Annotated in this window: 8 protein-coding genes; all 8 read left to right on the top strand. The window is 51.8% G+C overall.

The window, feature by feature from the left end:
• The first annotated feature begins 83 nt into the window (after positions 1-83).
• Positions 84-1,511: a sigma-54 dependent transcriptional regulator gene (locus tag R3177_RS10980; protein ID WP_318971072.1), complete on the top strand. Its 1,428-nt coding sequence runs from the start codon at positions 84-86 to the stop codon at positions 1,509-1,511.
• Between the two features lie 179 nt (positions 1,512-1,690).
• Positions 1,691-2,029, top strand: a complete 339-nt coding sequence (gene fliE / locus R3177_RS10975; protein ID WP_318971071.1) for a flagellar hook-basal body complex protein FliE — start codon at positions 1,691-1,693, stop codon at positions 2,027-2,029.
• A gap of 10 nt (positions 2,030-2,039) precedes the next feature.
• Positions 2,040-3,752 carry a flagellar basal-body MS-ring/collar protein FliF gene (fliF, locus tag R3177_RS10970; RefSeq protein WP_318971070.1) on the top strand — a complete coding sequence of 571 codons (1,713 nt, stop codon included), beginning with the start codon at positions 2,040-2,042 and terminating at the stop codon, positions 3,750-3,752.
• A 1-nt stretch (position 3,753) separates the two neighbouring features.
• Positions 3,754-4,776, top strand: coding sequence for a flagellar motor switch protein FliG (fliG, locus tag R3177_RS10965; RefSeq protein WP_413229084.1), 1,023 nt, complete (start codon positions 3,754-3,756; stop codon positions 4,774-4,776).
• A gap of 32 nt (positions 4,777-4,808) precedes the next feature.
• Entirely contained in the window at positions 4,809-5,777 is a 969-nt protein-coding gene (fliH, locus tag R3177_RS10960) for a flagellar assembly protein FliH (RefSeq protein ID WP_318971068.1), read from the top strand.
• A gap of 1 nt (position 5,778) precedes the next feature.
• Positions 5,779-7,122: a flagellar protein export ATPase FliI gene (gene fliI / locus R3177_RS10955; protein WP_318971067.1), complete on the top strand. Its 1,344-nt coding sequence runs from the start codon at positions 5,779-5,781 to the stop codon at positions 7,120-7,122.
• Positions 7,122-7,574, top strand: a complete 453-nt coding sequence (fliJ, locus tag R3177_RS10950) for a flagellar export protein FliJ (RefSeq protein WP_318971066.1) — start codon at positions 7,122-7,124, stop codon at positions 7,572-7,574. The genes fliI and fliJ overlap by 1 nt, the downstream gene beginning before the upstream one ends.
• A 105-nt stretch (positions 7,575-7,679) precedes the next feature.
• Positions 7,680-8,437: hypothetical protein (locus R3177_RS10945; protein ID WP_318971065.1), on the top strand; the 758-nt coding region annotated here is incomplete at its 3' end.

The raw sequence follows: 8,437 nt of genomic DNA, 5'->3' as shown, positions 1-8,437 counted from the left end.
GGTGCCTGCTTTGTGATTAATATCCCTGTCCATTTTTCTGGATCAGACAATCAGCAAGCTAATTCTCAAAACAGAGGTATCGAATGACAACTGCCACCCCCATACTGATAGTAGAGGATGATGCCGGATTGCGCGAAGCCTTATGCGATACGCTTAGTCTGGCTAATTATCAGGTGTTTAGCGCCGACAGCAGTGAGAGTGCCCTGCTGCTGCTGAAAAAGCAGCAGGTACAACTGGTTGTCAGTGATGTACAAATGGGCCAGGTGTCCGGCTTAACCCTGCTAAAAACATTGCGTCAGCACTATCCACAGTTACCGGTGCTGATGATGACGGCCTACGCCAATGTTCAGGACGCCGTTGAGGCTATTCGCCTCGGCGCGGTGGATTATCTGGCGAAGCCTTTTGCGCCGCAGGTATTACTGAGCACCGTCAGCCGCTATGTTGTGGCTGAACAGGCTAACCCATCGACGCCTGTGGTCGCGGCACCGGCAAGCATAGCGTTACTGGAGCTCACTGCCCGGGTTGCACGGTCTGATGCCAGCGTGATGATTTCAGGACCAAGTGGATCGGGTAAGGAAGTGCTGGCACGTTATATTCATCAGCAGTCTGCACGGGCACAGGGGCCGTTTGTTGCCATTAACTGCGCTGCTATTCCAGAGAATATGCTGGAATCTACGTTGTTTGGCTATGAGAAAGGAGCTTTCACGGGCGCGGTCGCTGGTTGTCCGGGTAAGTTTGAGCAGGCACAGCATGGCACTTTGCTGCTGGATGAAATAACCGAAATGGATTTAAACCTGCAGGCCAAATTATTGCGCGTGTTGCAGGAGCGCGAAGTGGAGCGGCTGGGAAGTCGTAAAACCATTAAACTGGATGTGCGGGTACTGGCCACCAGTAACCGCGATTTGCAGCAGGCTGTCGCTGAAGGTCACTTTCGCCAGGATCTCTTTTTCCGGTTGAATGTATTTCCGCTTAACTGGCCGGCATTAGCTGAGCGGCCGGACGATATTGCGCCACTGGCCAGCCACCTGATCAGCAAGTACTGCCAGCAACAGGGCCGGCCGGTATTGTCGCTCAGTGACAGCGCAAAAAAACTGCTGGTACAGCACAATTGGCCGGGCAATGTCCGTGAGCTGGATAATGTTATTCAGCGTGCACTTATTCTGTGTCAGGGTGAGCAGATCACTCCGGCAGATATTTTGTTATCGGCAGATGCCAGTACGCTGCCTGCTCAGCCGGCAGCGGTTGCGCCACCAACAGCTGTGGCTCCATCTGCAGCAGCACTTCACTCGTCAGAAACAAACACGCCACCTTCTGCCGTGGCGCCTGAGACAGCGGTGCCGGATAATTTTAAATCAGAACTGCACGAGCAGGAGCACCGGATTATCCTGGCAACGTTAAAAGCATGCGCCTATAAGCGCAAAGCCGTGGCTGAAAAGCTCGGCATCAGTGATCGCACCCTGCGTTACAAGCTGGCCCGCATGCGGGAATCCGGCATAGAACTCCCGGCCTGAACCACAACACGTTAAGCCACTGATAACAGCAAGAACAAGAAAGCCGGACTAACGGCTTTTTTGTTGTTAAAAAACAGCCATGTAAATGTGGCATAACTCCTGCTTAGTATCGTTACAATCCCGCGTTGGCAATTATTTGACGCCAGATTTCTCGCAAGATTTTTAAACAGGGTACCGTTATGAATATTAAAGGTCAGGCGTTATACGCTCAAATGCAATCGATGGCCAGTCAGGCCCGAAATTTGTCGGCTGACTTCAAACCTGCCAGTCAGCTGACCGAGGTTAATCCCAGTCAGTCTGAGTTCAGTACCTTATTTAAGGATGCGTTGAAAACCGTTAATAACATTCAGCAGGAAGCAGGTGAATTGAGAAACCGGGTTGAAATGGGTGATCCTAATGTATCGCTGGTTCAGGCCATGATAGCGGCACAAAAATCCTCAGTGGCATTTGAGGCGACAGTGCAGGTTCGCAACAAAATGGTTGAAGCCTACAAAGACATTATGTCAATGCCGGTTTAAGGGGTAGCACGTGGCAGATAATCAATCAACAGAGCTGGCTATAAGCCCCACTGATTATAACAGCACTAATAATTCAGAAGCTCAGGAGCAGAAGTCCGGTTTTCTGGGCGCTATTGGCGGTGTCGATATGATGCGGCAGATCACACTGATTATTGCTTTGGTGATCTGTCTGGTTATTGCCGTTTTAATTTTCTTCTGGGCCCGGCAGGCAGAAATGCGCCCGCTGGGTACCTATGCAACCCAAGAGCTTATTCAGACACTTGACCATCTGGATTCGCAACAAGTGGATTATAAGCTTGAAGGCAACGTGATCTATGTCGCTGAAGATCAATACCAGGCTGTCAAGCTGGGGTTGTCGCGGGCCGGCCTGACTCAGGAGCCATCAGCAGGTACCGAGTTTTTGTTGCAGGATAGTGGTTTTGGAGTAAGTCAGCGCCTGGAAATGGAACGTTTAAAACACAGTCGCGAACAGCAACTGGCCCGTACCATTGAAGAGTTGCAAAGCGTCGCCCGGGCCCGGGTATTACTGGCAATACCAAAAGAAAATGTGTTTGCCAGACAGGCGGCATCACCATCAGCGACCGTATTAGTGACGGCGCGTGGCGGCACGATGATTCGGGACAGTGAAGTGGATGCTATCGTGGATTTGGTTGCCTCGGCCGTTCAGGGAATGGAGCCGTCTAAAGTGACGGTGACGGACCAAAGTGGCCGTTTGCTGAACAGTGGTTCTCAGGACGGCAGCGCTGCCCGCTCACGTCGCGAACACGAATTACAACGGGCCCGCGAAGATGAATACCGCCAGAAAGTGGATTCCATTCTATTGCCGGTGTTGGGGTATGGCAACTATACGGCTCAGGTCGATCTGATGCTGGATTTTACCGCTGTTGAGCAGACCCAGAAACGTTTCAATCCTGATCTGCCGGCAATCCGCAGTGAAATGACTATTGAGGAAAGCAGTGTGGGCGGTAGTAGCGGTGGTATTCCCGGCGCTCTTTCAAACCAACCGCCGCTCAATTCAGCTATTCCGGAAGAAGCAGAGGGGGGGAACGCCCGGCCGGTAATTCCTGGCAGAAGTCACAAAGAGGCGACCCGTAACTATGAGCTTGATACCACGATCAGCCATACGTCGCAGCAAAGTGGGGTTATTCGTCGCTTATCGGTGTCGGTGGCAGTAGACTATGAGCCTGGCCCACCAAATGCCGAAGGTGTCAGCGAGCCGCAGCCGCGTAGTCAGGAATCACTGGCTAATATCCGCCGGCTATTGCAGGGGGGTATTGGTTTTGATGCCCAGCGTGGCGATACCATTGAAGTGATTTCAGTACCCTTTGTCAAAGAAGAAGTGTTTGCTGAAGAAGCGCTGGCATTTTATCAGGAAGAATGGTTTTTACGGATCCTGCGGCTGGCGATTGGTGGCCTGATTATTATCGCGCTGATGCTGGGTATCGTCCGGCCAATGCTGAAAAAACTGATTAACCCTGAGCAAACCAGTGAAGCGTATGATGATAAAGCGCTCAGCAGTGGTCTGGATCTGGGTGATGACACCATAGATATGCTAAATTCAACGTTTGACGAAAACGCAGTGGGTTTTGCGCCTGATGGCACGTTAATGCTGCCAGATTTGCATGGTGATGAAGATTTACTGCGGGCGGTTCGGGCTCTGGTCGCCAATGAACCTGAATTATCCTCTCTGGTAGTGAAAAACTGGTTGGCTGAAGATGAATAAAATTGAAGAAAAACGCAGTTTCGATGTCGGTAAACTGGATGGTGTTGAAAAAGCAGCCATTTTGTTACTCAGCCTGTCGGAAGAAGATGCCGCCCAGATTTTAAAACATCTTGAGCCGAAACAGGTCCAGAAAGTCGGGCTGGCGATGGCCCAGATGACGGATTTAAACCAGGCGAAAATTTCGGCCGTGCATCGGCTGTTTATAGAACAGATCCAGAATTTCAGTACGATTGGTTTTCAGAGTGAAGAATTTATTAAGCGGGCATTAACAGCTGCCTTGGGTGAAGAAAAAGCGGCCAATCTGATTGACCAGATTGTACTGGGCGGGGGCGCTAAAGGCCTCGATTCACTTAAATGGATGGACTCGAAACAGGTGGCCAATATTATCCGCAACGAGCACCCCCAGATCCAGACTATCGTATTGTCATACCTTGAGCCGGAACAATCGGCAGAGATTTTATCCCAGTTCTCCGAGAAGGTCAGACTGGATTTAACAATGCGTATTGCTAATCTGGAAGAAGTGCAACCAGCCGCATTACAGGAATTAAACGAAATTATGGAAAAACAATTTGCCGGCCAGGCGGGCACTCAGTCAGCGAAAATGGGTGGCTTAAAAGCGGCAGCAGATATTCTGAACTACCTGGATACCAATATCGAAGGCCAGCTGATGGATTCTATCCGTGAGCATGACGAGGAAATGGCACAGCAAATTCAGGATCTGATGTTTGTATTTGAAAACCTGATAGATGTTGATGATCGGGGAATTCAGGTACTGCTGCGTGAAGTTCAGCAGGACGTGCTGATGAAGGCGCTCAAAGGCACCGATGAGAACCTGAAAGAGAAAATTCTGAAAAATATGTCTAAACGGGCGGCTGAACTGTTGCAGGACGATCTGGAAGCGATGGGACCGGTGCGGGTCAGCGAAGTGGAGGCTGCACAAAAAGAAATCCTGTCAACGGCACGCCGGTTATCAGATGCCGGCGAAATTATGCTCGGTGGTGGTGGTGGTGAAGACTTCCTCTAACAAATTAGCTGTAACAGGCAACGGAATTAGCGATGAGCAAAAGCGCGTACACCCGTAACCGGCCTTATTCCCCGGACCCTGAGGCATCAGAACAGGTAAAACACTGGTCTGTGCCAGACCTGACTGCCGACGCAGATGCAGCGCATACCCGGACCAACGCCTTAAATATGCAGCGACCTGAAGTCAGAGCCGCTGCAGCCGGGAAGGCTGAAGAAGAAATAGAGGTCAGGCCGCTGACGGCCGGTGATATCGAGCAAATACGTCAGGCAGCCTATGACGAGGGTATTCTGCAGGGGAAGGAAGAGGGCTTTGCCAAAGGGTACAGCGAAGGACGTGAGCAGGGCCAGCAGGATGGTTTTAAACAAGGTTTAGCCGAAGGTAAAAAGCAGGGGTTGGCCGAGGGCGCAACAGAGCTTGATACCTTGCGGGCTGAATTGAGTGTGTTACTTGATCAGTTGCAGCAGCCACTGTCGAAAATAGACAGCCGGGTAGAACAGGAATTAGTTCAGCTTAGCCTGGCGATGGCTAAAGCGGTGATTAATGTCGAAGTGAAAACTAACCCGCAGGTGATACTAAAAGCGCTGCAGGAAGCGGTCAGTGCCTTGCCATTACAAAGCAGTCAGCTGGTCATTAAACTTAACCCAGCGGATATCAGCAGGATTAAGCATCATTTTGATGACACCGAATTAGCCGAGCGTGGCTGGCAGTTACGGACAGAGCCAATGATAGAGCAGGGCGGTTGTCTGGTTGAAAGCAGCAGCTCAAGTGTTGACCGAAGTTTAAACCAGCGGCTGCAAAGCAGTCTCGAGCATTTCCTGCAGTTAGCAGAGGTGGCGGATAGCTCAGCTGCTATTGCTGCAACTGACCCGGCAACAGAGCAAACACCAGACGTTTCTGCTGAGCATCAAGCTGCCAACTCCGCAGAACCTGCTGCTGAGCACAAAAGCGCGCAAGGCGAGCCTGAACAGTCGTCAAAGCAGCAACCTCGTGGTAATACCTGATATGACTGAATCGAATAGTTTGCTTAGCCGGCTGCAGCAGCAACAGCAGTATATTCATCCCTCCCTACCTGCGGTATCGGGACATCTGGTGCGGGTGGTCGGCTTAACACTTGAAGCAACGGGCTGCCGGGCAGCCATTGGCCAGCCCTGTCTGGTAGAAGGGGCCCGGGGCGCTATTCTGGCAGAGGTTGTCGGTTTTGCCAATGACCGGTTATTTCTGATGCCCCAGGATGATATTGCCGGGGTGGTTCCCGGCGCCAGGGTAACGCCGGTGATTCAGTACAAAGGCATACCGCTGACCCTGAATTTACTGGGCAGGGTGATTGATGGAGTTGGCAAGCCGCTCGATGGCAAAGGCCCGATTAGCACCACGGAGTTCAGCAAAGGTAAGGGGAAACCCATTAATCCGCTTATGCGCCGCCCGGTAAAACAGCCACTCGACGTCGGGGTCAGGGCTATTAATAGCATTATCACTGTTGGCAAAGGGCAGCGAATGGGGTTGTTTGCCGGTAGTGGCGTGGGTAAAAGCGTGTTGCTTGGTATGATGACCCGGGGCACTGCTGCCGATGTTATCGTGGTGGGGCTGGTTGGAGAGCGGGGCCGGGAAGTAAAAGAGTTTATTGATGAAATTCTCGGCGAAGAAGGCAAAGCCCGGGCGGTAGTGATTGCTGCGCCGGCTGATGTGTCGCCCCTTATGCGGTTAAAAGGCTGTGAAACAGCGGTTCAGGTGGCTGAATATTTCCGTGAGCAGGGGTTGGATGTGCTGCTACTGATTGACTCGATAACCCGTTATGCTCAGGCGCAGCGTGAAATAGCGCTGGCGGTAGGTGAGCCACCGGCCACCAAAGGCTATCCGCCTTCAGTGTTTGCCAAATTACCGGCACTGGTTGAGCGGGCCGGTAATGGCAGCGGCCATCAGGGATCGATAACCGCATTTTATACGGTATTGTCAGAGGGGGATGACCTGCAGGACCCGATTGCAGACGCGTCCAGAGCCATTCTGGATGGCCATATTGTACTGTCGCGTGCGCTTGCCGACAGCGGTCATTTCCCGGCGATTGACATTGAAAAATCGATTAGCCGGGTCATGCCAGCGGTGACCAGTAATGAGCATCAGCAGCTTGCCCGCAATATCAAGCAGCTGTATGCCAGTTACCAGCAAAGTAAAGATTTAATCGCAATTGGCGCTTATGTGCGGGGTAGTGATCCGCTGCTCGACCAGGCAATTGCACTAATGCCGAAAATCAGAGCCTTTTTACAACAGGGAATGCAGGAAGTTGTGCCTTATGATGAAAGTTTAGTGGCGTTGAGTCAGGTTGCACCTGCCCAGCGTATGGCCGGCTGATGGCAAAACATCGTTTTAATTTAATCATAAAAGTGCAGCGCGAGCGCGAAGATAACCTGCAGGCGCAGTTTATTAAAGCACAACAATATTATCAGCAGGCAGAGCAAAAGTATCAGGGGTTAGCCAACTACCGCACTGAATATATTCAGCAAAGCCAGCGCCAGGGTAGTCAGGGGTTACAAAGCCGCCAGTATAATCAGTATGTTAGCTTTATCGGTAAGTTAGACCAGGCGCTGATCCAGCAAGCCAGAGTAGTGCATCAGGCAAAGGCAGCGGCAGAGCAACGCAAGCAAAGCTGGTTAAAATTACAGACCAAGCGCAAGGCGCTGGAGTTGCTGGTAGAGCGTTCCGACGCTGCTGCGCTGCAACTGCTGGAACGCCAGCAGCAAAACCTCAGTGACGAATATGCAAGCCAGCAATTTTTCCGCCGGCAACGTGCCGAAGAGCAGTAATGAGCGTTTTGTGAAAAGCTGGCGCGATTTTTGTATTAATTCCAATAATATTGCGTCAGTAACTCTTACTCAGTTGTGAACCCGTGCCACAACCAGGAGAACCAGATGAATCCATTGTTGTCACTATCCTTTTCAGGCTCAGGCCCGCTGACAGCGGACGCTGAGCCTATGGCTCAGCAGTCAGGCGGGGTAATGGATGAGGCTGGCAAAGCCACAAACTTCGGCCGCTTACTAGACCAGTCAGCTGAACTACAAATTTCAGGCAGGCAAAGTATTGCCGCTTTTACTATCAGCGGTAAAAGTAAACGCATGGCCAGCATGGAAGGTCTGCCGGCAGGCCGGCCGGAAATTACTCTTCCTCCGGTTACTCCACCGTCAGCAGAACTACTGCTGGCCGATGATAACGATGCCGGCGCGCTGCTGGGATTTTTGGATATTGCAAGCCAGACCCGTTTGCATCTGACATCTGATACTACTGATAAGGCGCAGTTAAATATCGTTAATCAGCCTGGCGTCGTCATTGGTGATGCCGCAGCCAGCAGCGAGAATACTGCCGCTGATGATGAGCCCAGCGCAGAGGGTCGCACTGCTAACGCTATTACGCTGATGTCAGGCGCCAGCAAGCCTGGCAAAGAAGGCTGGTTTGTGTCGCCGGTGCCGGCAACCCCGGTTGCAACAGAAACAGTGGCCAGGGCTGAAACTGACCTGGCGACAGCTAAAAGAAGCCAGTCTGTAATGGCTAATGGATCGGTGATGGCGCTGGCCGCAATGAATATCACATCCAAGGGCGAGGCCAGCCAGGATAACACCAGTCAGAGTACCAAGCAGAGTGATAATATTGCCGCCACGCTCACTCAGGCAGC

It is taken from the genome of Arsukibacterium sp. (assembly GCF_033722355.1).
GTDB lineage: Bacteria > Pseudomonadota > Gammaproteobacteria > Enterobacterales > Alteromonadaceae > Alishewanella.
This window is presented reverse-complemented; position numbering and strand designations above follow the sequence as displayed.